Origin of the sequence: Spirillospora sp. NPDC047418, assembly GCF_040643275.1 — a bacterium.
GTDB lineage: Bacteria > Actinomycetota > Actinomycetes > Streptosporangiales > Streptosporangiaceae > Spirillospora.
The window spans coordinates 62,905-86,980 of the sequence record NZ_JBEYTW010000025.1 but is presented as its reverse complement, the minus strand read 5'-3'; the positions used below and the strand labels follow the sequence as shown (position 1 = coordinate 86,980).

28 protein-coding genes are annotated in these 24,076 nt (G+C 72.3%); 15 read left to right on the top strand and 13 right to left on the bottom strand.

From position 1 onward, the window contains the following. The first annotated feature begins 7 nt into the window (after positions 1-7). From ABZ806_RS18235 to ABZ806_RS18220, 4 genes are read left to right on the top strand one after another with little or no spacing between them, the layout of a single operon-like run. Positions 8-1,132: a sensor histidine kinase gene (locus ABZ806_RS18235; protein ID WP_500218470.1), complete on the top strand. Its 1,125-nt coding sequence runs from the start codon at positions 8-10 to the stop codon at positions 1,130-1,132. Further along, complete coding sequence (locus tag ABZ806_RS18230; protein WP_500218469.1) at positions 1,129-1,794, top strand: response regulator; 666 nt, start codon at positions 1,129-1,131, stop codon at positions 1,792-1,794. Before ABZ806_RS18235 ends, ABZ806_RS18230 begins: the two co-directional genes overlap by 4 nt. A gap of 38 nt (positions 1,795-1,832) precedes the next feature. Then, on the top strand, positions 1,833-2,216 hold the full coding sequence (locus ABZ806_RS18225) for a BlaI/MecI/CopY family transcriptional regulator (protein WP_500218468.1): 384 nt from the start codon (positions 1,833-1,835) through the stop codon (positions 2,214-2,216). Next, positions 2,213-3,118: a M56 family metallopeptidase gene (locus ABZ806_RS18220; protein ID WP_500218467.1), complete on the top strand. Its 906-nt coding sequence runs from the start codon at positions 2,213-2,215 to the stop codon at positions 3,116-3,118. Before ABZ806_RS18225 ends, ABZ806_RS18220 begins: the two co-directional genes overlap by 4 nt. Positions 3,119-3,215: 97 nt before the next feature. Here the strand turns inward: ABZ806_RS18220 and ABZ806_RS18215 are convergent, their stop codons facing one another. Together ABZ806_RS18215 and ABZ806_RS18210 are read right to left on the bottom strand one after the other, a co-directional pair. Next, on the bottom strand, positions 3,216-4,724 hold the full coding sequence (locus tag ABZ806_RS18215; RefSeq protein WP_500218466.1) for a DHA2 family efflux MFS transporter permease subunit: 1,509 nt from the start codon (positions 4,722-4,724) through the stop codon (positions 3,216-3,218). Between the two features lie 48 nt (positions 4,725-4,772). Further along, positions 4,773-5,261, bottom strand: coding sequence for a MarR family winged helix-turn-helix transcriptional regulator (locus ABZ806_RS18210; protein WP_500218465.1), 489 nt, complete (start codon positions 5,259-5,261; stop codon positions 4,773-4,775). A 233-nt stretch (positions 5,262-5,494) separates the two neighbouring features. Here ABZ806_RS18210 and trpS point away from each other — a divergent pair, with 233 nt between their 5' ends. Continuing rightward, entirely contained in the window at positions 5,495-6,526 is a 1,032-nt protein-coding gene (gene trpS / locus ABZ806_RS18205) for a tryptophan--tRNA ligase (RefSeq protein ID WP_500218464.1), read from the top strand. 56 nt (positions 6,527-6,582) lie between these two features. Here the strand turns inward: trpS and ABZ806_RS18200 are convergent, their stop codons facing one another. Further along, positions 6,583-7,200: a TetR/AcrR family transcriptional regulator gene (locus tag ABZ806_RS18200; RefSeq protein WP_500218463.1), complete on the bottom strand. Its 618-nt coding sequence runs from the start codon at positions 7,198-7,200 to the stop codon at positions 6,583-6,585. A 55-nt stretch (positions 7,201-7,255) separates the two neighbouring features. Further along, positions 7,256-8,068, bottom strand: a complete 813-nt coding sequence (locus tag ABZ806_RS18195) for a class I SAM-dependent methyltransferase (protein ID WP_500218462.1) — start codon at positions 8,066-8,068, stop codon at positions 7,256-7,258. A 90-nt stretch (positions 8,069-8,158) separates the two neighbouring features. On the opposite strand from ABZ806_RS18195, the gene ABZ806_RS18190 reads away from it, so the two are divergent. Beyond that, positions 8,159-9,244, top strand: coding sequence for a winged helix DNA-binding domain-containing protein (locus ABZ806_RS18190; RefSeq protein ID WP_500218461.1), 1,086 nt, complete (start codon positions 8,159-8,161; stop codon positions 9,242-9,244). Positions 9,245-9,296: 52 nt separating this feature from the next. Here ABZ806_RS18190 and ABZ806_RS18185 read toward each other — a convergent pair whose 3' ends face one another. Continuing rightward, positions 9,297-9,788, bottom strand: coding sequence for a MarR family winged helix-turn-helix transcriptional regulator (locus tag ABZ806_RS18185; protein WP_500218460.1), 492 nt, complete (start codon positions 9,786-9,788; stop codon positions 9,297-9,299). A gap of 93 nt (positions 9,789-9,881) precedes the next feature. Between ABZ806_RS18185 and ABZ806_RS18180 the strand changes: the two genes are divergently transcribed. Continuing rightward, positions 9,882-10,643, top strand: a complete 762-nt coding sequence (locus tag ABZ806_RS18180) for a dioxygenase family protein (RefSeq protein ID WP_500218459.1) — start codon at positions 9,882-9,884, stop codon at positions 10,641-10,643. 33 nt (positions 10,644-10,676) lie between these two features. On the opposite strand, the gene ABZ806_RS18175 is transcribed toward ABZ806_RS18180, so the two are convergent. Beyond that, on the bottom strand, positions 10,677-11,525 hold the full coding sequence (locus ABZ806_RS18175; protein WP_500218458.1) for an NAD-dependent epimerase/dehydratase family protein: 849 nt from the start codon (positions 11,523-11,525) through the stop codon (positions 10,677-10,679). A gap of 322 nt (positions 11,526-11,847) precedes the next feature. Here ABZ806_RS18175 and ABZ806_RS18170 point away from each other — a divergent pair, with 322 nt between their 5' ends. Further along, positions 11,848-12,360: an O-acetyl-ADP-ribose deacetylase gene (locus ABZ806_RS18170; protein WP_500218457.1), complete on the top strand. Its 513-nt coding sequence runs from the start codon at positions 11,848-11,850 to the stop codon at positions 12,358-12,360. A 12-nt stretch (positions 12,361-12,372) separates the two neighbouring features. On the opposite strand, the gene ABZ806_RS18165 is transcribed toward ABZ806_RS18170, so the two are convergent. The 3 genes from ABZ806_RS18165 to ABZ806_RS18155 all read right to left on the bottom strand — a co-directional run bounded on the left by ABZ806_RS18165 (position 12,373) and on the right by ABZ806_RS18155 (position 15,438). Then, positions 12,373-12,837 (bottom strand): universal stress protein, encoded by a 465-nt coding sequence (locus ABZ806_RS18165; RefSeq protein WP_500218456.1) that lies wholly within the window; start codon positions 12,835-12,837, stop codon positions 12,373-12,375. Between the two features lie 106 nt (positions 12,838-12,943). After that, a complete protein-coding gene (locus ABZ806_RS18160) occupies positions 12,944-13,732 on the bottom strand; it encodes a TIGR03084 family metal-binding protein (protein WP_500218455.1) in 789 nt (262 codons plus the stop codon). A gap of 68 nt (positions 13,733-13,800) precedes the next feature. Then, positions 13,801-15,438, bottom strand: a complete 1,638-nt coding sequence (locus ABZ806_RS18155; RefSeq protein ID WP_500218454.1) for an AMP-binding protein — start codon at positions 15,436-15,438, stop codon at positions 13,801-13,803. 165 nt (positions 15,439-15,603) lie between these two features. On the opposite strand from ABZ806_RS18155, the gene ABZ806_RS18150 reads away from it, so the two are divergent. Beyond that, positions 15,604-16,512: a class I SAM-dependent methyltransferase gene (locus tag ABZ806_RS18150; protein WP_500218453.1), complete on the top strand. Its 909-nt coding sequence runs from the start codon at positions 15,604-15,606 to the stop codon at positions 16,510-16,512. A gap of 72 nt (positions 16,513-16,584) precedes the next feature. On the opposite strand, the gene ABZ806_RS18145 is transcribed toward ABZ806_RS18150, so the two are convergent. Then, the gene (locus ABZ806_RS18145; protein WP_500218452.1) at positions 16,585-17,343 is read right to left on the bottom strand and encodes an SDR family NAD(P)-dependent oxidoreductase; all 759 of its coding nucleotides are present in this window, start codon (positions 17,341-17,343) and stop codon (positions 16,585-16,587) included. A 150-nt stretch (positions 17,344-17,493) separates the two neighbouring features. Here ABZ806_RS18145 and mshA point away from each other — a divergent pair, with 150 nt between their 5' ends. The 4 genes from mshA to ABZ806_RS18125 all read left to right on the top strand — a co-directional run bounded on the left by mshA (position 17,494) and on the right by ABZ806_RS18125 (position 20,718). Then, entirely contained in the window at positions 17,494-18,816 is a 1,323-nt protein-coding gene (mshA, locus tag ABZ806_RS18140; protein WP_500218451.1) for a D-inositol-3-phosphate glycosyltransferase, read from the top strand. Beyond that, positions 18,813-19,304, top strand: a complete 492-nt coding sequence (locus tag ABZ806_RS18135; RefSeq protein ID WP_500218450.1) for a type III secretion system chaperone family protein — start codon at positions 18,813-18,815, stop codon at positions 19,302-19,304. Before mshA ends, ABZ806_RS18135 begins: the two co-directional genes overlap by 4 nt. Before the next feature lie 28 nt (positions 19,305-19,332). Beyond that, entirely contained in the window at positions 19,333-20,178 is an 846-nt protein-coding gene (locus ABZ806_RS18130) for a phosphoglyceromutase (protein ID WP_500218449.1), read from the top strand. Between the two features lie 393 nt (positions 20,179-20,571). Then, positions 20,572-20,718, top strand: coding sequence for a hypothetical protein (locus tag ABZ806_RS18125; protein WP_500218448.1), 147 nt, complete (start codon positions 20,572-20,574; stop codon positions 20,716-20,718). A 93-nt stretch (positions 20,719-20,811) separates the two neighbouring features. Here the strand turns inward: ABZ806_RS18125 and ABZ806_RS18120 are convergent, their stop codons facing one another. Then, the gene (locus tag ABZ806_RS18120; RefSeq protein ID WP_500218480.1) at positions 20,812-21,225 is read right to left on the bottom strand and encodes an ATP-binding protein; all 414 of its coding nucleotides are present in this window, start codon (positions 21,223-21,225) and stop codon (positions 20,812-20,814) included. Further along, positions 21,225-21,485, bottom strand: a complete 261-nt coding sequence (locus ABZ806_RS18115) for a hypothetical protein (protein WP_500218447.1) — start codon at positions 21,483-21,485, stop codon at positions 21,225-21,227. The genes ABZ806_RS18120 and ABZ806_RS18115 overlap by 1 nt, the downstream gene beginning before the upstream one ends. Positions 21,486-21,633: 148 nt before the next feature. On the opposite strand from ABZ806_RS18115, the gene ABZ806_RS18110 reads away from it, so the two are divergent. Together ABZ806_RS18110 and ABZ806_RS18105 are read left to right on the top strand one after the other, a co-directional pair. Next, positions 21,634-22,494, top strand: a complete 861-nt coding sequence (locus ABZ806_RS18110) for a helix-turn-helix domain-containing protein (RefSeq protein WP_500218446.1) — start codon at positions 21,634-21,636, stop codon at positions 22,492-22,494. Positions 22,495-22,520: 26 nt separating this feature from the next. Beyond that, positions 22,521-22,793, top strand: a complete 273-nt coding sequence (locus ABZ806_RS18105) for a DUF397 domain-containing protein (protein ID WP_500218445.1) — start codon at positions 22,521-22,523, stop codon at positions 22,791-22,793. 25 nt (positions 22,794-22,818) lie between these two features. Here the strand turns inward: ABZ806_RS18105 and ABZ806_RS18100 are convergent, their stop codons facing one another. Further along, on the bottom strand, positions 22,819-23,892 hold the full coding sequence (locus ABZ806_RS18100; protein ID WP_500218444.1) for a WD40/YVTN/BNR-like repeat-containing protein: 1,074 nt from the start codon (positions 23,890-23,892) through the stop codon (positions 22,819-22,821). Positions 23,893-24,076 lie beyond the last annotated feature (184 nt).

Here is a 24,076-nt window from a genome sequence, read left to right as displayed (position 1 = left end):
TCGGCGCATGTCCGCCCTGCCGCTGCGCCGAGTCCGCCGCATCACGGGGACGGTGCTGGCCTGGTGCGGCGCCCTCCTCTACCCCGGCGTGCTGTACGTCACCGTCTCCGCCGGGAGGGCCGGCTTCGAGGACGGCTTCATCGCTGTCTCCGCCGTTCTCACCGTCCTGGTCATGGCGCTGCTGAGGCGGAACCCGCTGCCCGCCCACGCGGTCCTGCTCGCCGCCTGGATCCTCGCCGTGCTGGAGATGCCCAACGGGACGGTCGTCGGCCTGCTGGTCCTGTTCACCGACGTCTCGGTCGGCTACATCGCGGTCACCCGTCCGCGGAAGGTCTCGGTCTCCGTCGCCGCCGTGACGTTCGTGCTCCAGGGGCTGTCCATCTCCGCGTTCCTGTCCGCGAACGAAGTGCTCCCGATGACGCTCATCCTGGCGATGGCCATCACCTGGATGGCGGGCAACTCGATCCAGGTGCGCCGGGTGCATGCCGAGGCGATGCGCGTGCAGGCGACGGCTCAGGCGGTCGCGGCGGAGCGGCTCCGGATCGCGCGCGAGCTGCACGACATGGTCGCGCACAGCATCGGCATCATCGCGATCCAGGCCGGCGTGGGCGGACGGGTGATCGACACCCAGCCGGGGGAGGCCCGCAACGCGCTGGACGCCATCGAGGCCACCAGCCGCGAGACCCTGTCCGGGTTGCGGCGGATGCTCACCGCGCTCCGCCGGGACGGCGCGGGAACCGTCCCGCTCGGCCCGACTCCCGGGCTGGACGACATGGCGAGCCTCGCGGAGGCGACGGCGGACGCCGGCGTCCGGGTCGACATCCGTATGAAGGGCGAACGCAGGCCCCTCCCGCCCGATGTCGACCTTTCCGCGTACCGGATCGTCCAGGAGGCGGTCACGAACGTCGTCCGGCACGCGGGCACGGACCATTGCCGCGTGACGATCGACCACCGCGACGGCGAGCTGGCCATCGAGGTGGCGGACGACGGGCACGGCGGCATGGTCGGCACCGGGTACGGGCTCGTCGGGATGCGGGAGCGCGTCTCCCTCCTGCGCGGGGAGTTCGCCGCCGGGCCGCGCCCCGGGGGCGGGTTCCGGGTGGCGGCGCGGATACCGCTGGAGGGCCGGTGACGATCCGTGTCGTCCTCGCCGATGACCAGCCGCTGATCCGCGCGGGGCTGCGCGTCCTCATCGCCGACACCCCCGACCTGGAGATCGTCGGCGAGGCCGGGACGGGGGCCGAGGCGGTCGCGCTGGTGGAGGACGTCCAGCCCGATGTCGTCGTCATGGACATCCGCATGCCCGGCATGGACGGCATCGAGGCCACGCGCCGCATCACGACCGCCCACGTCATCATGCTGACCACGTTCGACGACGACGAGTACGTCTACGGTTCGCTGAGGGCGGGCGCCAGCGGGTTCCTCGTCAAGGACATGGCGCTGGAGGAGATCCTCGCGGCGATCCGCGTCGTCGCCCGGGGCGACGGGCTCATCGCGCCCGGCGTCACCAAGCGGCTGATCGAGGAGTTCGCCGCTCGTCCCGAACCGGCGGGACGCCGGGGGCCCGAGCGGATCGACGGGGTCACCGGGCGCGAGCGCGAAGTCCTGACCCTGGTCGGACGCGGCATGTCCAACCAGGAGATCGCCGAGGAGCTTTACATCAGCGTGGCGACCGCCAAGGCGCACGTCGCCCGCCTGCTCGCCAAACTCGACGCCCGCGACCGCGTCCAGCTCGTCATCATCGCCTACGAGCTGGGGCTCGTCGCGCCCCCTACGGGCGGTAGTACTACCTGACGTGGTGACCTCGGTCTCGGTCGGATAACCTTAAAGGCGTGAAGGGTCTGGGAGAGCTTGAACGCACGGTCATGGAGGTCCTGTGGGCGCGGGAGGACGCCGGCCACCAGGCGGCGACGGCGCGTGACGTGAGCCGCGCGCTCGCTAGCGACCGGGACCTCGCGCACACTACGGTCATGACCGTGCTGGACAGGCTTGCCAAGAAGAACTTCCTCGAGCGCGAGCGCGACGGCCGCGCGTGGCGCTACCACCCGGTCGCGAGCCGCGAGATGTACGTGACCGAGCTGATGCTGGGCGCCCTGAACGAGACCGGTGACCGGGACGCGGCGCTCGCGCACTTCGTCCGGTCCGTCTCGCGGGACGAGGTCGACGTGATCCGGCAGACCCTCGCCGGTCTCATGAGCAAGGAACCACCCGCATGACCGGCGCCGCCCTGCTCGCATTGATCTCACTGGGGACCGTCGGCGGGGCGCACTTCCTGTCCCGTGCCCGGTGGACGTGGCGGGCTCCCCGCATCGGGATCGCGCTCTGGCAGGCCCTCGGGCTGTGCTGGGGCGTCGCCACGATCGGCGCGCTCCTCGGCCTCGCCCTCCTCCCATACCGCAAGGGCGTCCTCGGCGGGCTGCCCGGCCTCTACGACGACCAGGCCGCCCGGCTCGGCGCCGTCCAGGTCGCCGCGCTGCTCGGCGCGATCAGCCTGACCGGCGTGCTGCTGGTCATGCTGATGTTCGCGGTGCTGCGGGTCGTGCGGGCCCGGCGCCGACACCGGGCGCTGCTCGCGCTGGTGTCGCGCCGCGACTCGTCGGTGCCCGGCACCCTCGTCCTCGACCATCCCGGCGCCGCCGCGTACTGCGTGCCGGGCGTCCGCTCGCACAAGGTCGTCGTCAGCGCCGGGACGCTGGAGTTGCTCGACCGCGGCGAGCTGGCCGCGGTCCTCGCGCACGAGCGCGCGCACGCGCGCGAGCGGCACGACCTGGTGCTGCTGCCGTTCACGTCGCTGCGCCAGGTGTTCCCCCAGTTCCGGCTGGTCGGACGGTGCCTGGACGCGGTGGAGCTGCTGATCGAGATGGCCGCCGACGACCGCGCCCGGCACGGCCGCCCGGCCCGCGAGCTGGCGACCGCGCTGCTGCGCTTCGCCGCCGCCCGCCCCGCCGCCGCCCCGTCCGGGACCCTCGGGGTCGCGCACGGCGACATCCCGGTGATGGTGCGGGTGAACCGGCTGCTGGAGCCGCAGCCGGCGTCCCGGAAGGTCCGCGTCGCCGCGTCCGTCGCCGTCCCGGTCATCGCGGGGCTGCCGCTGCTCCTGCTGGTCCTGCCCCACTAACCCGCCCCCTGCCCGCGGTCCCGCTGTCCGCCGTCCCGCTGCCCGCCGTGCCGCTGCCCGGCCGGGACGGTGCCGTACTCGGTCATCCGCGCCTCCTTCAGATGTTGGTGTGCACGGGGTCGGTGGCGGACGTGCCGGACGCGGTGGCCGCCGGGGGGTTCGGGCGCCGCAGGACGAAGAGCGCGACGGCGAGTGCGGCGGTCAGGAGGCCGGCGGAGATCCCGAACGCCAGGTGGTAGCCGCCGGTGAGCGCGGTGGCGGTGTCGTGCCCGTCCGCGCGGAGGGCGCCGGTGCGGGACGCGGCGAGCGTGGTCAGGACCGCGACGCCGAGCGCCATCCCGACCTGCTGGACGGTGTTGAACAGGCCCGATGCGAGACCCGCGTCCTCGGGGCGTGCGCTCGACATGCCGAGGCCCGTCAGGGAGGGCAGGACGAGGCCCGCGCCCGCGGCCAGGACGAAGACGGGGAGCAGGTCGGTGACGTAGTCGGCGTCCACCGGGACGGTCGTGAGCCACGCCATCGCGCCGATCAGCAGCACCAGCCCGATCATCAGCACGGACCGCTCACCGATGCGGTTCGACAGGCGCGCCGACACGAACAGCGACACCGTGCCGATCGCCAGCGCCGCAGGCAGCATCGCCAGGCCGGTGTCGAGCGCGCTGTACCCGAGGACCTGCTGCATGTAGAGGGCGACGATCACCTGGAACGAGAACATCGCCGACAGGGTGAGCAACTGGACCGCGTACGCGCCCGACACGTTGCGGGAGCGCAGGATCCGCAGCGGCATCAGCGGGGTCGCGGCCCGCGCCTGCCGGACGGCGAAGCCCGCGAGGAGGAGCAGGGACACCGCGCCGAGGCCCAGCGTGTGCGGGGAGACCCAGCCGTGGCCCTCGACCTTGACGACGGTGTAGATGCCGAGCATCAGCCCGGACGTGACGAGCAGCGCGCCGGCGAGGTCGGCGCCGGCGGCGAGGCCGATGCCGCGGTCGCGGGGGAGCGCCGGGAGGGCGAGCAGCATGGTGGCGAGGCCGATCGGCAGGTTGATCAGGAAGATCCAGTGCCAGCTCAGCGCGTCGGTGAGGACGCCGCCGAGCACCTGCCCGATGGACGCGCCCGCCGCGCCGGTGAAGCTGAAGATCCCGATGGCCTTGGCCCGCTCGCGGGCGCCGGTGAACAGCGTCACCAGGATGCCGAGCACGACCGCCGAGGCCAGCGCGCTGCCGACGCCCTGCAGCAGGCGCGCCGCGATCAGCAGGCCGGACGTGGTGGCCGCGCCCGCCAGCAGGGACGCCGCCGTGAAGACGGCGTTCCCGACGAGGAACAGCGTGCGGCGGCCGATGAGGTCGCCGAGCCGTCCGGCGAGGAGCAGCAGGCCGCCGAGCGGGATCAGGTAGGCGTTCATGATCCAGCTGAGCCCGGCGGGGGAGAAGCCGAGATCGTCCTGGATGGCGGGGGCCGCGACGGTCACGATGCTGCCGTCCAGGATCGTCATCAGCATCGTCGCCGACAGCACGCCAAGCGCCGCCCAGCGGGAGCGGAGCGGGGCGGCGAGCCGCGAGGGGAGCAGGGCGGCGAGCCGCGAGGGGAAGGTCGTCTCCGTGGTCATAGGAGAGACCGTAACAGATAGTTTTGTTAGAGACGATCCTTCACGGACTTATTTTGTGTGCTGCCGGACCCGGCGGGCCGGCAGCGGGCTCTCGACCGGGGTGCCCAGATGGCCCTCGACCAGGGTGTTCAGCGCGCGGACGAACACCTCGCGCTCGTCCGCCGGAAGCGAGCCCAGCGCCGCCTCGTGGACGCCGTCCGCGATCTCCCGGCTGCGGGCGGCGACCCGCGCGCCCTCCTCGGTGACCGCGATGATCCGGGCCCGCCGGTCCCTGGACGACGGGCGGCGCTCGGCGAGGCCCGCCTTCTCCAGGGCGTCCACCGTGACGACCATCGTGGTCTTGTCCATGTCGCCGATCTCCGCGAGCTGGATCTGGGTGCGCTCCTCCTCCAGTGCGTGGACGAGGACGCAGTGCATGCGCGGCGTCAACCCGATCTCGGCGAGCGCCGCCGTCATCCGGGTGCGCAGCACATGGCTGGTGCGGTCGAGCAGGAACGACAGGTCCGGTTTCGTCCGGCCGGGGGCCATCGAGGTCATGCGCCCAGCCTACCCAACTGGTTCCGTTCTGGATTATCTGTGAGCACCTGCTTCTCGTCGTCTATGCTGGTGCCGTGCACCGCACCGCGTGTCAGAGCTGGTGGCCGTCCTAGGACGGCCGACACTCGCGCATGCCATCGGGCCGTCCGCTGGACGGCCCTTCTCTCTTCCTCCGCGGGGTCTGCCGGTGGCCGGCCGACTGGAAACAGCCGACCGGAGACAGAGGAGAGACCATGGAGACCACCCCCGAAGCCCGGACCCGCGAACTGGAGACGCGCATCGCCGCGGACCCCGGCGCGTTCCGCGTCCTGACCGGCGACCGCCCGACCGGGCCGCTGCACCTCGGCCACTACTTCGGCACCCTCGCCAACCGCGTCCGGCTCCAGCGGGCGGGCGTCGAGCTGTTCGTCGTCGTCCCCGACTACCAGGTGCTCACCGACCGGGACGTCGCCGACCGCCTGTCCGAGCACGTCGAGGGACTCGTCGCCGACTACCTGGCCGCCGGGATCGACCCGGCCGCGGCGACGATCTTCCGGCACAGCGCCGTCCCCGCCCTGAACCAGCTCATGCTGCCGTTCCTGTCGCTGGTGTCGGTCGCCGAACTCGGCCGCAACCCGACCGTGAAGGACGAGATCGCGTCGTCGCGGCAGGCGTCGGTCAGCGGGCTGATGTTCACCTACCCCGTCCACCAGGCCGCCGACATCCTGTTCTGCAAGGCGAACCTCGTCCCCGTCGGCCGGGACCAGCTCCCGCACCAGGAGATCACCCGGACGGTCGCGCGCCGCTTCAACGAGCGCTACGCGCCGGTCTTCCCCGTACCGGACGCGCTGCTGTCCGCCGCGCCGCTCCTGCTCGGGACGGACGGCCAGAAGATGAGCAAGAGCCGCGGCAACGCGATCGCGCTGTCCGCCGGGCCGGACGAGACCGCCCGGCTGATCAGGCGCGCGGTGACCGACACCGACCGGCACATCACCTACGAGCCCGGGACCCGCCCGCAGGTGGCGAACCTCGTCCTGCTCGCCGCGCTCTGCCAGGACCGCGACCCGCACGCGGTCGCCGCCGAGATCGGGGACGGCGGCGGCGCCGCGCTGAAGAAGGTCGTCGCGGACTCGGTCAACGAGTTCCTCCGCCCGATGCGCGCCCGCCGCGCCGACCTCATCGCCGACCGCGCGTACCTGCGCGGCGTCCTCGCCGAAGGCGGCGCCCGCGCCAACGCCGTCGCCGACCACACCCTCCAGGAGGTACGCACGGCCATGGAGTCCTAGGGCGCGGAGTCCTAAGGCCGGAAGAGCCTCAGGACGGGAGTTCTCCGCATCGGACCTCAGCGCGGGGCGATGCCGCGCAGGACGATGGCCACCAGGTCGTCCGCCGTGTCCGCGAGGACGCGGCGGGCGATGTTCTCGCCCTGGAAGAGGGCCGACAGCACCGGCTCGTGGCATGCGCCGACGATCATGGACGTGGCCGCGTCCACCGGTGCGTCCGGGGCGAGGCGGCCGAGGTCGCGCTCGGCCCGCAGGTAGCCGGCGAGCCGGGACCGCCAGTCCGCGTCGCCGCCGCTCAGCGCCGAGAACCGGGCGAGGACCTCGGGCCGCGCGACCAGGCCGGCCAGCGCGGGCACCAGCGCGTTGTGCGCGACCAGCCCGTGCCGGACATAGGCCCGCAGGTTCTCCTCGATCGTCCCGCTGCCGGCCTCGGGCAGCGGGTCGAGCGTGCGCCCGGCCGACTCCGCGTGGGCGCGCAGGGCGTGCGCGAGCAGGTCCTCCTTGTCGGCGAAGTGGTTGTAGAGGACGCCGTCGGCGACGCCGGCCTCCCGCGCGATCGCCCGGACGGTCAGCCCCGCCGTCCCGCGCTCGGCCATCATCCGCGCGGCCGTGGCGATCAGGTGCTCGCGCAGGGACCGGTCGCCGGCGCGCAGCGCGGCCGCTCTTCGAGGAGACATCACCGCGCATCGTATTCGCCGGGATCGGCCCCGTGGGCGGCCGGTCCGGGGAGGTTCATCGCCGCGCCGTGACCAGTAGCGCCGTGCTGCGCAGCCGGACGGCGCCGTCGCGTTCGAACGGGCGCATCGCGTCCGTGAGCGCGTCGACCAGGTCGCCGCCGGCGCCGTAGTTGTAGCGGATCGGGCCCCAGGCGGCGAAGAACTCCGCCGCGTCCCGGGCATCCCGTCCCCAGATCTGCTCGGCCGCCGTCCTGCGGCAGCCGACGTCGCGGAACCCGGCCGCGCCGAGCAGCTCCCGGACACGGTCCGGGTCGGACAGCGACAGGGGGCCGTCGTGCCCGATCGGCGCCTCCTCGCGCGGTGGCAGCGCGGCGAAGACCGCCGGGAGGTCGGTCTCGCCGAGCGGCGCCATCGACACGAACGCCAGGCGCCCGCCCTCCCGCAGCGCCCGCCGGATGTTCCCGAACGCGGCGACGGGGTCGGCGAAGAACATGACCCCGACCCGGCTGACCGCGACGTCGAAGCCGCCGTCCGGGAACGGGTGCACCTGCGCGTCGCCCTGCTCGAACGCCGCGTTGGCGACGCCCTCCTCCCGCGCGAGTGAGCGGGCGCGAGCGAGCATCGGGCCGGACAGGTCCACGCCCGTCGCGCGGCCGAGTCGGGCCCGCCGCGCCGCGAGCCGCGTGACCTGCCCGTTCCCGCAGCCGATGTCGAGGACGCGGTCGCGCGGCCCGATCGCCGCCGCGTCCAGCAGGGCGTCGTTGAACCCGCCGTTGACCGCGTCGTACCGGTCGTGGTGCCCGGCCCAGTGCTCGCCCTCGTACCCGTTCCACGCCTCGGCCTGATGCGTGTTGACGATGTCCGCCATGTTGCCTCCCCGACGTGAACGCTTGTTCATGAACGTACGTTCATTTCCCTCGTCCGTCAAGTCGGTGACATATCGGTCATCCTGGGTCCTGTGACCACTGACAAGAGGGCGCTGAACCGGGCTCTGCTGGCACGGCAGATGCTGCTGGAGCGGCATGACCTACCCGTCCTGGACGCGATCGAGCATCTGGTCGGCATGCAGTCGCAGGCGCCGAACCCGCCGCACGTCGGGCTGTGGAGCCGGCTCACGGACTTCGCGTTCGACGAGGTCGGCGCGCTGATGACCGAGCGCAGCGCGCTGCGGATCGTGCTGATGCGCGGCACCCTCCACCTGGTCAGCGCCCGCGACGCCCGCGCGCTGCGCCCGCTGACCCAGGCGCTGCTCGACAACCACCTGAGGTCGCGGGCCCGCGACCTCGACGGCGTCGACCTCGCCGCGGTCACCGCGCACGCGCGCGGGCTGCTGGAGGAGGAGCCGCGCACCGACAAGGAACTCCGCGGCCTGCTGAGCGAGCGGTGGCCGGGGCACGACGCCGAACTGCTCAACTGGGCCGTCCGGTGCAGCCTGCCGCTGGTGCAGGTCCCGCCGCGCGGCATCTGGGGCGCCTCGGGGGCCGCGCGGCACACGACGCTCGACACCTGGCTGGACGGCCGCCCGGCGGCCGAGACCTCGCTGGACGACGTGGTGCTGCGCTACCTGGCGGCGTTCGGGCCGGCGAGCGTCCGGGACGTCCAGCAGTGGTCGGGGCTGACGCGGCTCGGCGAGGTCGTCGAGCGGCTGCGGCCGGGGCTGCTGGAGTTCCGCGACGACGGCGGCCGGACGCTCTACGACGTGCCGGACGCGCCGCGCCCCGACCCGGACACGCCCGTGCCCGTCCGGTTCGTCCCGGACTTCGACAACCTGCTGCTCTCGCACGCCGACCGGTCCCGGATCATCAGCGAGGAGCACCGCAAGCGCGTCTTCACGATCAACGGCATCATCCGCGCGACGTTCCTCGTGGACGGCTTCGTCCACGGCATGTGGAAGATCGAGAAGAAGCGCCGTGAGGCGGTGCTGCGCATCGACGCGTTCGCCCCGGTCCCGAAACGGGAGCGCGCAGCCCTGGAGGAGGAGGGAATGCGCCTCCTCGCCGCCGCCCACCCGCAGGCCGAGTCGCACACCGTCGACTTCCGTTGACCTGCGGCGTGTTGTTGTTATGGCGGGCCGGATAACAACAACACGCCGCAGGTCAACTTTTGGGGTCGGGGGCGCAGGGGGCCTTTTGGTCCGGGTCCAGGGAGGACAGGAGGGCGTGGAGCGTCTCGCGGAACTGGAGCATTTGCTCGCGGGTCAGCGGGTCGAACAGGTGGCGCCTGACCTCGCCGACATGGCCGGGCGCCGCCTCGCGCAGGACGGCGTAGCCCTCGTCGGTGAGTCGCGCGATCGTGGTGCGGCGGTCGCCGTCGTGCTTGCAGCGGCTCACCCAGCCGGCCTCCTCCAGCCGGTTCACGGCGTGCGAGAGGCGGCTCGGGGACGAGTGGACGATCTCGGCGAGCGCGGTCATCGTCAGCGCGCGGCCGGGCGCCTCCGACAGCATCGCCAGGATCATGTAGTAGGCGTGCGGCATGCCGGAGTCGCGCTGCAGCTGCCGGTCGAGGGCCTCGTTGAGCAGCCGCGACGTCCACAGGAAGGCGCGCCAGGTCTCCTGCTCCTCGTCGTCCAGCCAGGGCGTCTCGGTCATGCGTCCAGTCTATCCGAACACTTGAACCCTCAAGGCTTGAAAGTTAAATTATTTTCGGGTTATGGTTGAGCCTTCAAGTAAAAGGAGACTGACATGACCCGGATGCCCGTGCTCTACCTCAGCCACGGCGCGCCGCCGCTCGCCGACGACGCCCGGTGGACCGGTCAGCTCGCCCGCTGGGCGGCCGAACTGCCGAAGCCGGAGGCGATCCTCATGGTGTCGGCGCACTGGGAGGAGGCGCCGGTGAGCATCGGCGCCACCCGGCGGGTGCCGCTCGTCTACGACTTCTGGGGCTTCCCCGAGCACTACTACAGCGTCCGCTATGACGCGCCCGGTGCTCCCGAGCTGGCCGCTGACCTGCGCAAGCTCGTTCCCGGCGTGCACCAGGACGAGGAGCGCGGGCTCGACCACGGCGCCTACGTCCCGCTCGTGGAGATGTATCCGGACGCCGACGTCCCGGTGCTGCAGATGTCGATGCCGACGCTGGAGCCGGAGCGGCTCTTCGACCTCGGGCGGAGCCTCGCGCCGCTGCGCGACCAGGGCGTGCTGATCGTCGGGAGCGGTTTCACCACGCACAACCTGCGGGAACTGCGCCCCGACCCGGACGCCGCGCCGCCCGCCTGGTCGGCGGAGTTCGACGAGTGGACCGACCGCGCCGTCAAGGGCGGCGACATCGACGCCCTGCTCGACTTCCGCGCCAAGGCGCCCGCGGCGCGCATCGCGCACCCGCGGACCGAGCACTTCGCGCCGCTGTTCGTGTCGCTCGGCGCCGACGCGGGGGACGCGTCCGACCGCCGGGCGGTGATCGACGGCTACTGGCTCGGGCTGGCGAAGCGCTCGTTCCAGTTCGGGTGACTTGTCACGTTCCGTCCGATTGGCGGGCGGCGGTCAGGAGGCCGCGTCGCCCATCCGGGCGAAACCGGTGCGCCAGGACGTGACCTGCGGCTTCCAGCCGAGGTCCAGCGCCTTGGCGTTGGACGCCGGACGGCCCGTCGCCGCGGCGTGCTTCCCGGCGCTGCCCGGGTGCGGGGCGCCGATGGCCGCGCTGTAGACGGGCAGCCAGTCCGCGGTGGTCACGGGCTCGTCGTCCACGATGTTCACGGCGCCGGCCGGCCAGTCGAGGGCCGCGAGCGCCGCCGACGCGGCGTCCTCGGTGTGCACGAACGACGTCCACGAGGGCGCCTGGCGCAGCGTGCCCGCGCGCACCCGCTCGGCGATCGCGCCGTCCGGGGCGTACCAGGTGCCGGGGCCGTAGAGCGCGCCGTAGCGCAGCACGACGCCGCGCGGCATCTCGCCGACCGCGTCCTCCAGCGCCGCGACGCCCTTGTACGGCGGGACGGACGAGTCGAGCGGGTCGGTCTCGACGGCCGGCGCGGCGCCCGGCACGTACAGCCACGCGATGCTCTGCGCGATCATCGTCTCGACGCCGGCGGCCAGCGCGGCGTCCACCAGGTTGCGGGTGCCGGTGATGCGCAGCTGCGAGTTGGCGTCGAAGTCCTCCGCGCCGAGGTCGGTGAGCTGGTGGATCACGGCGTCCGGGCGCTGCGCGGCGACGGCGTCGTGCACCGCCGCGGCGTCGAACATGTCCACGATGACCGGCTCGGCGCCGAGATCGCGGAGCAGGCCGGCGCGTTCGGTGCGGCGCGTCGTCCCCGCGACCTCGTGGCCCGCCTGGACGAGCAGCGGGATCAGCCGGCGACCGACCACTCCGGTCGCTCCGGCGAGGAGAATCTTCAAGGGGGTACCTCCGCGACTGTCACGCCATTGATCGGATCGGGCGTGCGAGGTCTCTGCCTGCACTGCCCCTCTGCCTGCACTCTGGATGTTGCCTGCACTGCGCATGTTGCCCGCACTGCGCCTGTCACCTGCACCGCGCCCGGCGTTCGGCATGGTAGTCCCCCTGCGTCCGGCCGGACGAAGTCGGACGAGCCGCGCCGCCCCCCGGAGCGTCGTCCGTCAATGAGCGTACCGCCGGGAACCGCCCGAACGCGTTTCACACTTGGCGCGGATGAGAATTGATGTCCTGCGACGGGTCCGGCCAAAGCGGAGGAATGCGTACATGAGGATCACACTTGTCCGGGGCGACATCACCGAGCAGGAGGTCGACGCGGTCGTGAACGCGGCCAACTCGTCGCTGTTAGGCGGTGGCGGGGTGGACGGAGCCATCCACCGCAGGGGCGGCGCGGAGATCCTGGACGAGTGCCGCAGGCTGCGCGCCTCCCACTACGGCGGCGGGCTGCCGACCGGGCAGGCCGTCGCGACGACGGCCGGGCGGCTGCCCGCCCGCTGGGTGATCCACACGGTGGGGCCGGTGTACTCCCGGTCCGAGGACCGGTCCGCGCAGCTGGTCTCCTGCTACCGGGAGTCGCTGCGCGTCGCCGACGAGCTGGGCGCCCGCTCGGTCGCCTTCCCGGCCGTGTCGGCGGGCATCTACGGCTGGCCGATGGAGGACGCAGCCCGTATCGCCGTCGGCACCGTCCGCGCGACCGCGTCCCAGGTCGTCGACGCCCGCTTCGTCCTGTTCACGTCGGACGTCTACGCGGCCTTCGAGAAGGCCGTGGCGATGCCCTAGCCGTGTTCCTCCTTAATCGTCCTTCTTCGCCGGGGGGACGACCAGGACCGGGCGGCGCGCGTGGTGCAGGACACGGGTCGAGACGCTGCCGAGGATGACCGACCGGGCACCCGCGAGACCGCGCGAACCGGTGACGATCAGGGACGCGTCCAGCTCGTCGGCGACGTCCACGATGGCGGCCCACACGGGTCCGCCGCCGCGCTCCGCCCGGATCGTCACGTCGGTCAGCCCGGCGGCGATCGCGAGGTCGGCGCCCTTGCGCGCGAGCTGCTCGGCCTGCTTCTCCTCCTCGTACTTGTCACCGGGGGCCTCGGCGGTGACCGGCACCGCGGCGGCCAGCGGCGCCCAGCTGAGCTGGGTCAGCAGCGGCTCCCACACCGTCATCACCACGGCCGGCTCCGCCTTGAGGTGGCGGGCGGCGTACTGGACCGCGGCCTGGGAGTCGTCAGAACCGTCAAAGGCGATCAGAACTGTCATACCCCCACCATGTCCAAGATCGTTCGACCTGGAACCCGTACGGGGCGGGTAGTGGCCGATCTCTCAGCCCGGACGCGCTCGACCGGCGGTGCTCGACCGGCGGTGCTCAGCCGGCCGCGGGGGCGCTGCCGGGGCCGGGCGGGCCGGCGAACGCCTGCGCGACGTCCAGCCAGCGGTCGGCGTCCGGGCCGGTCGCGACGAGGGCGGCGTCCGCGCGGTGGCGGCGCTGGGCGACCACGTGGCAGAAGTCGAGGGCCGGGCCGGTCACGGACTGGCGCGCGTCCGCCGGCCCCCACGTCCACTCCTCGCCGCCGGGGCCCGCCAGCACGACGCGGAACTCCTCGGCCGGCGGCTCCAGGCCCCGGTTGCGGAACGCGAAGTCGCGGGTCCGGACGCCGATGTGCGCGACGTGGCGGAGCCGGTGGGTGGGTTCGCGCCGCGCGCCGAGCGCGTCGGCGACGTCCTCGCCGTGCGCCCAGCTCTCCATCAGCCGCGCGGTCGCCAGCGTCGCGGCGCCCATCGGCGGGCCGAACCAGGGGAGCCGCGTGCCCGGCGGGACGGCGGCGAGGGCCGCCACCATCCGGCGGCGCCCGTCGCGCCAGCGGGCGAGAAGGTCCGCCGGGCTGTCCCGCGCGCCCTCCCGCGCGCCCGTCTCGACATAGCCGCCGGGGTCGGCGAGCGCCGCCTCGACGAGCTTCGCGAACGCGCCGGCGTCGGTCGCCGCGACGACGGCCTGGTCATCGGTCCAGGCGAGGTGGGCGATCTGGTGCGCGATCGTCCAGCCCTCGGCCGGGGTCGGGTCCGCCCACCGGGCGGCGGGCAGCGGCGCGACCAGGGCGTCGACGGAGTCGCCCTCGGCGGCGAGATCGGTGAGCAGAGAGTGCAGATCCGGCATTTCGCCAGGATCGCCGGTCGCGCCGCCGCCGGTACAGGACCGGCCCCTACAAACCCGAACGTGATTCTTTAGCCGAGGAGCGCGCGGGCGGCGGCGTAGTCGGCCTTGCCGTTGGGCAGCCGCAGGCCCTGGTCCGTGCGGACGAACGCCTTCGGGATCTTGTAGCGGGCCAGGTGGGCGGCGCAGCCCTCGCGCAGTTCGTCGTCGGCCGGGGCTCCGGCGGGGCTCAGCACCGCGACGATCTCCGTCCCCCAGCGCTCGCTCGGCCGGCCGACGACCAGCGCGTCCGCGACGCCCGGCAGCGCGCACAGCACCGACTCGACCTCCTCCGCGAACACCTTCTCCCCGCCGGTGTTGATCGTGGTCGCCTCCCGTCCGTGGACTTCGACGGTGCCGTCCGCGAGCAGCCGCGCCCGGTCGCCCGGCACGACGAGGCGATCGCCGTCCACCGTGAGGAACGTGGACGCCGTCTTCACCGGGTCGCCGAGGTAGCCGAGCGGGATCGAACCGCCGCCCTTGGCCAGCCAGCCCATCTCGTCCTCGCCGGGCGCGAGGCGCCGGGACCGGTCGGCCGACAGCACGGCCGTCCCCGGCGCCACCGCGAACGTCTTCGCCGACGAGCCGCTGCGCGTCACCTGGAAACCGGACTCCGACGACCCGAGGACGTCCACGATCCGGGAATGGGGGAGCAGTTCCAGCATCCGCGCCTTCACGCCGGGGCTGATCGCGGCGGCCGAGTTCACGAACGAGCGGAGCGTGCCCAGGTCGTGCGGGCGGGCCTCCAGCGCCTCGACGATCGGCCGGGCGAACGCGTCGCCGACGAGGGGCATCCGGGTGACGCGCTCGCGTTCGGCGGTGGCCATCAGGCCGGCGGCGTCCAGGCCGTCCACCCGGTCGGGGAACACCACGCATCCGCCGCCGCACCACGCGCCGAGCGCCGACCACGTGCCCGCACCGTGCATCATCGGCGGGCCGACCAGGACCCGGACGTCGCTGCGGACCGCCCGCGCGACCGCCTCGCCGAGATCGGTGACCGGTGCGCCGTCGCGGCGCCGCAGGCCGAGCGGGCCGAGCATCAGGTCGCCGATCCGCCACAGCACGCCCTTCGGCATGCCCGTCGTGCCGCCCGTGTAGAGGATGTGCAGGTCGTGCGCGTCGGGCCGGACCGGCAGCGGGTCGGACGACGCCTTGGCGAGGGCGTCCTCGTAGTCGAGCGCGCCGGGCAGGAGCGGAGCGCCGGACTCGTCCGCCACCTGGAGGAGCAGCGGACGGCCGCCGGACTGGTCGCCGAGTTGCCCGCCGAGCCGTCCGGCGAGCCGCTCCGTGACGCGTCCGATCGCGTCCGCGAACCGCGCGTGGTAGATCACGGCGGCCGGCCGGGCGTCGCCGAACAGGTGGGCGAGCTCGTCGTCCACGTACCGGTAGTTGACGTTGAACGGCGCCACGCGGGCCTTGTGCGCGCCGAGCAGGCCCTCCAGGTACTCGGGGCCATTGTGCAGGTAGAGGGCCAGATGGTCGTGCGGCGACTCCCACGGCTCGGACGCCGTGCCGCGCAGGCCGAGACCGTGCCCGTGCAGGACGTTCGCCAGCCGCCGCGTCCGGTCGGTGAGCTCCCGCCAGGTCGTCCGGCGGTCGCGCCACACCAGGCATTCGCGGTCGGGGATCGCGGCGGCGATGGCCTCGTGCAGGGTCGCCAGGTCGAGCATCGGCATTCTCCTCGGGGGACGGCGTGGGCAGCACCGTAACCGATAACTTACCGAATCGCGTTCGGTGGGGTGGGGGGACATATCCAGAGCGGCCCGGCGTACAGGGCATAGGGGGCGAGACGGAACAATTACCGGGTGCCCCCAGCCCGCAAGCCGCGAGGAGAGGTGACTCGCGGCACCACCGCCCCGAACCGCCTGCGCCGCGTCGACCGCTGGATCACCGCCACCCAGGCGGGCCCGCTGCGCATCGGCGGCCGCCCGCTGGTCGTCGACCTCGGGTACGGCGCCTCCCCGGTCACCACGTTCGAGCTCTACTCGCGCCTGCGCGCCGTCTCCCCGCGGCTGGAGGTCGTGGGGATCGAGATAGAGCCCGAGCGGGTCACGGCCGGCCTCACCCTCCTCGCCGCCCTCCGCGAACCCCCCGAACCGCCGGACCCGCCGCCGCCGAAGCAGGCCGAGGGGGCGAAAGGAGCCAAGGGCCCCAAAGGAGTCAAAGGGCGCGAAGAGCACGGAGGGCCGGGCGCCTACGAGGGGCTGTCGTTCCGGCGCGGCGGGTTCGAGTTGCCGGTTCCGCGTCCGCCCGCGCTGGTCAGGGCCTTCAACGTGCTGCGGCAGTACGACGAGCCGGCGGCCTGGCACGCATGGGACGATCTGCGCGAGCGCCTCGCGCCCTCCGGCGTCCTCGTGGAAGGGACGTGCGACGAGATCGGGCGCCGCGCGGTCTGGGTGACCGTCACCAAAGACGGCCCCCAGACCATCACGTTCGCGGCCCATCTGCCCTCGCTGGAGCGTCCGTCCGTGCTGGCGGAACGGCTGCCGAAGACGCTCATCCACCGGAACGTGCCCGGAGAACCCGTGCACGCTCTGCTGACCGCGTTCGACCGCTGCTGGGCGACCGCCGCACCGCATTCGGCGTTCGGCCCCCGCGCGCGCTGGGTCGAGGCCGTGTCGCTGCTGGCGCGGACCCATCCGGTCCTTACGCGCCCGCCCTACGGCGGACGACACCGGTGGCGCCTCGGTGAGGTCACCTTCCCCTGGAAAGCGGTCGCACCGCCGACGCACGACGTCCGGTGAAGCGTTGCCCGCCGCGCGGTCTTACTCGCCGCGCGGTCTTACTCGCCGTGCGGTCTTACTCGCCGTGCGGTCTTACTCGCGGTGGAGCTTGTAGGGGGCGGCCTGCACGCGCGGCTGGACGTCGATCCGGTCGATGTTGACGTGCGGCGGACGGGTAACGGCCCAGGCGACGCAGTCGGCGACGTCCTCGGCGACCAGCGGCTCCGAGACGCCCTGGTACGGCTTGGCGGCCCGCTCCTCGTCCCCGCGGAACCGGACCAGCGAGAACTCCTCCGTCTTCACCATCCCCGGCGCGATCTCGGTGATCCGGACCGGCTCGGCGCACAGCTCCAGCCGCATCACGTCGTTGACCGCGTAGGCGGCGTGCTTGGCCGCGTTGTACCCGCCGCCGCCCTCGTACGGGACGTGCGCGGCGAGCGAGGTGACGTTCACCACATGGCCGACGCCGCTCTCGATCAGCTTCGGCAGGATCGCCTTGGTCACCCGCACGAGGCCGAGGACGTTCGTGTCGTACATCGCCTGCCAGTCGGCGAGGTCGGCGGTCGCGACGCTGTCCAGGCCGAGGGCGCCGCCCGCGTTGTTGACCAGCACGTGGCAGGTGTCGACCGCCGCCGCGAGCGCGTCCACCGACTCCTGCGAGGTCACGTCCAGGGTGACGGGCGCGACCCGGCCGGCGCCCGGCACGGACTCGGCGATCTCCTTGGCGAGGGCGTCGAGGCGGTCGCGGCGCCGCGCCGCGAGCACGACGTTGAACCCCTCCGCCGCCAGGCGCTTCGCCGTGGCGGCCCCGATCCCGCTGCTTGCTCCGGTCACTATCGCGGTCTTACGCATGCGTCCAGGGTCCCAGACGCAGGCCGCGGCACCCCCGGGCGGGCGGGCGACCGGTGGGGTCGATCACTGTGGCGTTAAGTCACGGTTGTCCCCCTTGCTGAGGGAACACCTGACACGGTCGATAGGTTGCACTACCGGAGGTGGTGTGCAGTGTCGCGTCGTATCAACCGGGTTGCGACGGTCAGTGTCCATACTTCCCCCCTTGACCAACCTGGTACGGGCGACGCGGGCGGCATGAACGTCTACATCGTCGAGGTCGCCAAGCGGCTGGCCGCGAGGGGCGTGGAAGTCGACATCTTCACCCGGGCGACCTCGCGGGCACTGCCCCCGGTCGTCGAGCTCGCCCCGGGTGTCCTGGTCCGCAACGTGGTCGCCGGGCCGTTCGAGGAACTGGACAAGACCGAGCTGCCCCGCCATCTCTGCGGCTTCACCTCCGGTGTGCTGCGCGTCGAGGCGGCGCACGACCCGGGCCACTACGACCTCCTGCACACGCACTACTGGCTGTCCGGACAGGCCGGGTGGGCGGTCAAGCAGCGGTGGGGCGTACCGCTCGTCCACTCCATGCACACGATGGCGAAGGTCAAGAACGCCGCCCTCGCGGACGACGACAAGCCGGAACCCGCCGAACGCCTCCTCGGTGAGGAGCAGGTCGTGGCGTCGTCCGACCACCTCGTCGCGAACACCGCCAAAGAGGCCCACGAACTCGTCGGCCTCTACGGCGCCGACCCGTCCCGCGTGGCGACCGTCAGCCCCGGCGTCGACCTGTCGATGTTCCGTCCCGAGTCGCCGATCCTCGCCCGCGGCGCCGGACTCCTGCCGCACCGCACCGGCCCCGCCCGGCGCCGGCTCGGCCTGCCCCGGGACGCGTACGTGCTGCTGTTCGTCGGCCGGATCCAGCCGCTCAAAGCGCCGGACGTCCTGCTGCGCGCCGTCGCCCGCATGCTCGCGGACGACCCGGCGCTGCGCTCCAAGCTCGTCGTCGCGGTGGTCGGCGGCCCGTCCGGTTCCGGCCGCTGCCGCCCCGAGGGGCTCCAGTCCCTCGCCGCCCGGCTCGGGATCTCCGACGTCATGCGCTTCGAGCCGCCGAGCCCGCAGCACGAGCTGGCCGACTGGTACCGGGCGGCGGACGTCACCGTCGTCCCGTCCCACAGCGAGTCGTTCGGGCTCGTCGCCGTCGAGTCCCAGGCGTGCGGGACGCCCGTCGTCGCGTCCCGCGTCGGCGGCCTGTGCACGGCCGTCGCGGACGGCGAGTCCGGCGTGCTGATCCCCGGCCACGACCCGGCCGACTACGCCGCCGTCCTGCGCCGCCTGCACGCCGAACCCGGCCGGCACGCCCGCCTCTCGCGGGGGGCCGTCCGACACGCGGCCGGCTTCGGCTGGGACGCCACCGTCGACCGCCTCCTCGACGTGTATACCGGTGCCATGTCCATTCCGGCCGTTCCCGTCCCCGTCGCTGCGGAGGTCACAGCTTGAGCCGCGTCGAAACGATCCGGGAGACGCTGAAGGCGGCCGAGCTGGAGTTCGACGAGCCGCGCGAGAACGCGTTCTTCGTCAAGCTCCCCGGCCAGCACAAGCTCGCCACCATGACGTGGCTGATCGTCGGCGACCACTCCCTGCACGTCGAGGCGTTCTTCTGCCGCCGCCCCGACGAGAACCACGCCGAGTTCTACCGGTTCCTGCTGGAGAAGAACGGCCGCATGTACGGGGTCGCCTTCGCCCTGGACGACGTCGGCGACGTCCACCTCGTCGGCAAGCTGCCCCTGGAGGGCATCTCGCCGGAAGAGATCGACCGCATCCTCGGCTGCGTCCTCACCTACTCGGACGAGAACTTCGACAAGGCCCTGGAACGCGGGTTCAAGTCGTCCATCCAGCGCGAGTGGGACTGGCGCGTCAAGCGCGGCGAGAGCCTCGCCAACCTCCAGGCGTTCGCCTCCTTCGCGGACCCGGCCAACCGCGAGTGACCCGCCCAGGGCCGATAGGCTCTGGAGCATGGCGACCTTGGTATTGCTGCGGCATGGCGAAAGCGTCTGGAACGCGGAAGGGCTGTTCACCGGCTGGGTGGATGTCGACCTTTCCACGAAGGGCGAAAGCGAGGCGACCCGCGGCGGCGACCTGCTGCTCGACGCCGACATCACCCCCGACGTGGTGCACACCTCCCTGCTGAAGCGGGCCATCCGCACCGCCAACATCGCCCTCGACGTGGCCGACCTTCTCTGGATCCCGGTCGAGCGCTCCTGGCGCCTGAACGAGCGCCACTACGGCGCCCTCCAGGGCAAGAACAAGGCGCAGACGCGCGAGGAGTTCGGCGAAGAGCAGTTCATGACCTGGCGCCGCTCCTACGACACCCCGCCGCCGCCGATCAAGGACGACGACCCGCTGTCGCAGGTCAACGACCTGCGGTACGCCGAGCTGCCGTCCGAGCTGATCCCGCGCACGGAATGCCTCGCCGACGTCGTCGACCGCCTGCTGCCGTACTGGTACGATTCGGTCGTCCCGGACCTGGCCGCGGGCAAGACCGTCCTGGTCGCCGCGCACGGCAACTCGCTCCGCGCCATGGTCAAGCACCTGGACGACATCTCCGACGAGCAGATCGTCGGCCTCAACATCCCGACCGGCATCCCGCTCGTCTACGAGCTGGACGACGACTTCACCCCGCTCAAGCGCGGCGGCGAGTACCTCGACCCGGCCGCCGCCAAGGCCGCGATCGAGGCCGTCAAGAAGCAGGGCGCCGCCAAGAAGGACGACCCCAAGCCCCCCACCCCGCCCGTCCCGCCCTCCAAGGACGCCAAGGACGCCAAGCCCAAGGGCCGGACGAGGCGCGGCCGCAAGAAGTAGCCCGGCACGAGGGGCCGCCCCGGTGGCGGCCCCTCAACCGCCGAACGCCGAGAAGAATCCGCTGGCGACCACCGGGAGCCCGGCGAAGGCCGCGGCCCGGTCGCCCACGCGCACGCCCGCGCCTGCTTTTCCGTCGCCCCGGCCTTCATCAGGTAGTCCCGAACCTCCCCGTAGGGGCGTTGGCTGCGGTCGGGCATCGGCATGAACGCCACCGGCGCGTACAGCAGGCTCAGCACGAGGGCCGGCGCCCGCGCGAGCAGCCCGTCGAAGGCCCAGTGCACCCCCAGCAGCACCAGGCCGAATGCGACCAGGCCGCCGATGTACAGGACCACCGACAGCACGGCGGCCAACGCGACGTCCCCACCCGCGGACCGCACGACCGGCCCCCAGATCATGCTGATCATCGAGGGGCGCAGAAAGATCATCCAGATCGTCACCGCGATGACGCCGATCAGTATGAGCGCCGTCACAACACCCCACTCCAAGCCGGATCGCGACACGCGTCGCCGACGACGCGCCACGATCAAGAATCACTGCTGAGCGCAGCGAGCGCCATACCGTCCTCGCGCGTCCAGGGGACGAGGGTGGCCATACTGAGCGGCACGGCGGTCGGCCGGGTAGTCGCGGCTGAGGTCAGGCGTGAGCGGGCCGGGCGATGGTGAACCAGGTGAGGGTGCCGGGGCCGTAGGGCATGCTGCCCCACTCCTTCGCGAGGGCCTCGATCAGGTGCAGGCCGCGGCCGCTCTCGGCCTCCGCGGAGTCGGGCGCGCCGCGCGGGGCCGGGACGGACGAGGCGCCGCCCTCGTCCAGGATCTCGACACGGAGGGCGTCGTCCAGCCCCAGCAGCTTGACCGCGACCCGGCCGCCCGCGGCACCGCTGCGGGTGAACCGGATCGCGTTGCTGACGCACTCGCAGGCCAGCAGTTCCGCGTCGCCGGCGATGGCGGGCGACCCGTTGCGGGCGAGCAGGCTGCGGACGTAGTGCCGGGCGTCCGGCACCTCCTCGACGGCCCCGGGGAAGACGATGAGCCCGAGGAACCGCCCCATCACGGCGCCGCCACCGTCGCGGCGATCCCGCGCGCCGCCCGTCCGTCCACCGGAATCCGGTTCGAGGGACTCCGCCCCCACGCGTAGAACCATCGTTCGCCTCGCAGTTCCGCTTTGATCTTCAGTGTCGCCGTGCCCCTCGGCACGTACAGGACCGGCATGTCGTAACGGCTGAGCGCGATCGTGCAGGACCGCCCGAGGACGTCCAACTCGACGGCGAGCACCACCAGGTGAAGCAACTGCACCTCGCGCCCCGTCATCGGACATTCTCCTCATTGTGACCACTTTGGGTAATTTAACAATCACGCTGCGCGTTCGATCTGCCGTCGTTAGGATGCACGCCGAGGAACATGAACGCAAGAGCGTATTTGTAGGTCGCTAAATAGCTCGATGGATTGAGGGACTCAGATGGCGCCAGGCAGGCACGTTCCGACCGTGGCCAGCACCCGTCTCGCCCGGGAACTCCGGAGTCTCCGCGGCCAGGCCGGTCTGAGTCAGGAGGCCGTGGCCGAGGAGATGGGCTGGAACGAGAGCAAGCTGACCCGTATCGAGAACGACAAGAGCCGCGTGCTGGTCCGGGACGTCAAACGCCTGCTGGGCCTGTACAAGGTCGAGGGCGATGCGGCGGACGCGATGCTCGAACTCGCCCGGCTGGCCCGCGAACCCGACTGGTGGCACCAGTACTCGGGCGCCATCCCGGAGTGGTTCCAGGTCTACGTCGTCCTGGAGGCATCCGCCTCACAGGTCTTCCAGTACGAGGCTGAGTTCGTGCCGGGTGTCATGCAGACCGAGGGCTACACGCGGGCGATCATGTCCACTGCTCCGTCCGCAGATACGGATGATGAGATCGCCGACAAGGTCCAGGTGAGAGCCGCTCGACAAGCGCGCCTGGGAGGCGAGGACGCGCTTGAATTCTGGGCCGTTCTCAACGAGTCGGTGATCCGGCGTCTTGTGGGTGGTCGTGAGGTCATGCGGGAGCAGGTCAAGCACCTGATCAAGCTTGCCCGGTTCCGTAACGTGACCCTCCAGGTCCTGCCGTTCTCGGCTGGGGAGCACGGCGCCATGCATGGCACGTTCACGCTTCTGAAGTTCCGTGAACCCGGCGACCCCGACAAGGTGTACATGGAACAGCAGACCAGTTGCTTGTACATCCAGAAAGCAGAGGAGGTTGACACATATAGGCTGATATCCGACCATTTGCGTGCTCGTGCGCTCGACCCGAACCAGACGATCGAGATGCTTCGTGCGGTGGCTGCAGAGCTGGCATAGGCAGGACTGAGCAAGGAGTGCCCATCATGGACCTGACCGCTGTCAACTGGCGCAAGAGTTCCTTGAGCGGCAACAACGGCGGCCAGTGCGTTGAGGTCGCCGTAGTCCGGGGCCGTGACTGTGGTGTGGCGAACAAGGTGGACGAGGAGTTCGTCGTGCTCGTCCGGGACAGCAAGAATCCGGACCGGGAGCCGCAGGTGTTCACGGTGGCCGAGTGGGATGCCTTCCTGGACGGTGTGAGCAAGCGCGAGTTCGACTCGGCGCGCTTGATCGAGGACTTCGCCGCTCCCGTCCGCTGATGCCACGTGCGGTGAAGCGCGGGGGTTACCGGAGTGTGAGGCGGGCGGCGCGGCCCTGCTCGCCGGCGGCCCAGCAGGCGAGGTCGGGTGTGCAGTCGACCGTGTCGTAGCTGCCGGTGTCGAACCGGGTCCATGTGCGGCCGCCCGTGAACGTGGCGTCGCTGCCCGTGGGGCCCACGGCGAGTGCGACCGGGCCCGAGGACGCCGGCCACGCGACCCCCGACCGGTACTCGGATGGGGGGCGGCGCGCGGGCTGCCAGGTGCGGCCGCCGTCGCTGGTCGTCGCCGCGGCCGACGGGGACGGCTCGCCGGGCCGGTAGTCGCCGCCGACCGCGACGCCGTGCCGGGAGTCGCGGAACGCGACCGCGAACACGCCCTGGGACGGGCTGCTCGGCAGCGGCGTGTCGGCGACCGTCCAGGTGCGGCCGCGGTCGCCGGAGTGGAAGACCCGGGAACGGGAGCCGCCTCCCGTCGCCAGCCATACGTCCCGGGAGCCGTGGCTCACCAGGCACTGGCCGCTCGCCGCGAAGCCCGCTTCGCCTTCCAGGGCGGGCGGCATCCCCGATGACGGCAGGACGCGCCAGCTGCGTCCGCCGTCGCGGGTGGAGATGATCCGGAACTTGCCGTCCACGGGATCGCTCATGGCGAGCCCGTGCCGGGAGTCGAAGAATGTGACGCAGTCGTAGAACGCCGCGGGGTCGTCGTTCTGGAAGCCGAGCGTCCAGGTGCGGCCGCCGTCCGACGTCCGGTAGACGCGGGAGGCGTCGCCCTCGCCGATGGCCAGCACGACGGCCCGGCGCGCGTCGAACGCCTCGATGTCGCGGAACTCCAGGCCCGCCGCGCCGGGCGGGGCGACGTCCTGCCAGGACCGGCCGCCGTCGGTCGTCCGGAGGACTGTCCCGCCGCTGCCCGCCAGCCAGGCGACGTCCGGGCCGACCGCGGCCAGCCCGCGGAACCGCGCGTCGGTGCCGGTCGGCGTGAGCCGCCACCCCGGCCCCGCCGCGCTCGCCGTGGCAGGCGCGGTGAGGGACGCCGCGACCACGGCGCCGCAGACTCCGGCGAACGACAGCTTCCGGACGAGCGCTCTCATCGGCCCCATGAGGCGCAAGCTAACCCATGTTGATCAAGCCGTCCAGGGCCGCCGGACGGTCCGTTCAGCGGGCTTCTAGCGAGGAACCCCGGTCCTTCAGGGCCGGGAGGAATCGCTTCCCTCGTATGCGGAGCCTCGGCGGCGCCCCGTTTCGGCCCCGGACACCCCAGAGTTTGTAATGGTATAGTCACAG

Coding starts and splice junctions, on each gene's coding strand:
- ABZ806_RS18120 (WP_500218480.1), bottom strand. CDS start 21,225: ATGGGGCGGTTCCTCGGGCTCATCGTCTTCCCCGGGGCCGTCGAGGAG.
- ABZ806_RS18200 (WP_500218463.1), bottom strand. CDS start 7,200: ATGTCTCCTCGAAGAGCGGCCGCGCTGCGCGCCGGCGACCGGTCCCTG.
- ABZ806_RS18155 (WP_500218454.1), bottom strand. CDS start 15,438: ATGCTCGACCTGGCGACCCTGCACGAGGCCATCGCCGCCGCGATCCCC.
- ABZ806_RS18220 (WP_500218467.1), top strand. CDS start 2,213: ATGACCGGCGCCGCCCTGCTCGCATTGATCTCACTGGGGACCGTCGGC.
- ABZ806_RS18170 (WP_500218457.1), top strand. CDS start 11,848: ATGAGGATCACACTTGTCCGGGGCGACATCACCGAGCAGGAGGTCGAC.
- ABZ806_RS18235 (WP_500218470.1), top strand. CDS start 8: ATGTCCGCCCTGCCGCTGCGCCGAGTCCGCCGCATCACGGGGACGGTG.
- ABZ806_RS18130 (WP_500218449.1), top strand. CDS start 19,333: ATGGCGACCTTGGTATTGCTGCGGCATGGCGAAAGCGTCTGGAACGCG.
- ABZ806_RS18145 (WP_500218452.1), bottom strand. CDS start 17,343: ATGCGTAAGACCGCGATAGTGACCGGAGCAAGCAGCGGGATCGGGGCC.
- ABZ806_RS18180 (WP_500218459.1), top strand. CDS start 9,882: ATGACCCGGATGCCCGTGCTCTACCTCAGCCACGGCGCGCCGCCGCTC.
- ABZ806_RS18115 (WP_500218447.1), bottom strand. CDS start 21,485: ATGACGGGGCGCGAGGTGCAGTTGCTTCACCTGGTGGTGCTCGCCGTC.
- ABZ806_RS18210 (WP_500218465.1), bottom strand. CDS start 5,261: ATGACCTCGATGGCCCCCGGCCGGACGAAACCGGACCTGTCGTTCCTG.
- ABZ806_RS18110 (WP_500218446.1), top strand. CDS start 21,634: ATGGCGCCAGGCAGGCACGTTCCGACCGTGGCCAGCACCCGTCTCGCC.
- ABZ806_RS18195 (WP_500218462.1), bottom strand. CDS start 8,068: ATGGCGGACATCGTCAACACGCATCAGGCCGAGGCGTGGAACGGGTAC.
- ABZ806_RS18125 (WP_500218448.1), top strand. CDS start 20,572: ATGCTGATCATCGAGGGGCGCAGAAAGATCATCCAGATCGTCACCGCG.
- ABZ806_RS18160 (WP_500218455.1), bottom strand. CDS start 13,732: ATGCCGGATCTGCACTCTCTGCTCACCGATCTCGCCGCCGAGGGCGAC.
- ABZ806_RS18215 (WP_500218466.1), bottom strand. CDS start 4,724: ATGACCACGGAGACGACCTTCCCCTCGCGGCTCGCCGCCCTGCTCCCC.
- ABZ806_RS18165 (WP_500218456.1), bottom strand. CDS start 12,837: ATGACAGTTCTGATCGCCTTTGACGGTTCTGACGACTCCCAGGCCGCG.
- ABZ806_RS18185 (WP_500218460.1), bottom strand. CDS start 9,788: ATGACCGAGACGCCCTGGCTGGACGACGAGGAGCAGGAGACCTGGCGC.
- trpS (WP_500218464.1), top strand. CDS start 5,495: ATGGAGACCACCCCCGAAGCCCGGACCCGCGAACTGGAGACGCGCATC.
- ABZ806_RS18105 (WP_500218445.1), top strand. CDS start 22,521: ATGGACCTGACCGCTGTCAACTGGCGCAAGAGTTCCTTGAGCGGCAAC.
- ABZ806_RS18100 (WP_500218444.1), bottom strand. CDS start 23,892: ATGGGGCCGATGAGAGCGCTCGTCCGGAAGCTGTCGTTCGCCGGAGTC.